The organism is Pelomicrobium sp. G1 (assembly GCF_051905455.1).
GTDB lineage: Bacteria > Pseudomonadota > Gammaproteobacteria > Burkholderiales > UBA6910 > Pelomicrobium.
In genome coordinates this window covers 1-254 of record NZ_JBQACR010000448.1, presented here as the reverse complement: position 1 = coordinate 254, position 254 = coordinate 1, and the positions used below count along the sequence as shown (strand labels likewise).

Below are 254 nucleotides of genomic sequence, written 5' to 3'. Positions count from 1 at the left end.
CTGCCCGCAACCCAGGGTCTTGGCGGACTCGATGGCCTTGCCCACCCCGTCCTGGAACTCGCCCACCCGGTCCGGGTGGCAGGCAATGCCCCGCTTCCCCTTGCCCCAATCCCCCGCGGGCAGGTTGTGCAGCACCTGGACGAGCCCGTGGCGGTCCAGGCGCTCCTGAGCGCGTTCTTGTCGTAGGGGTAAGGAAGCAGATAATCCACGCCTCGGAAGCCGGCCTTGGCCGCGGCGGCGAACCGGTCCAGGAA

Annotated in this window: 1 pseudogene; it reads right to left on the bottom strand. The window is 69.3% G+C overall.

Features of this window, described 5'->3' with window-relative positions:
- A pseudogene (locus ACTFO6_RS19175) lies at positions 1 to 254 on the bottom strand (TIM barrel protein); the annotation flags it as partial.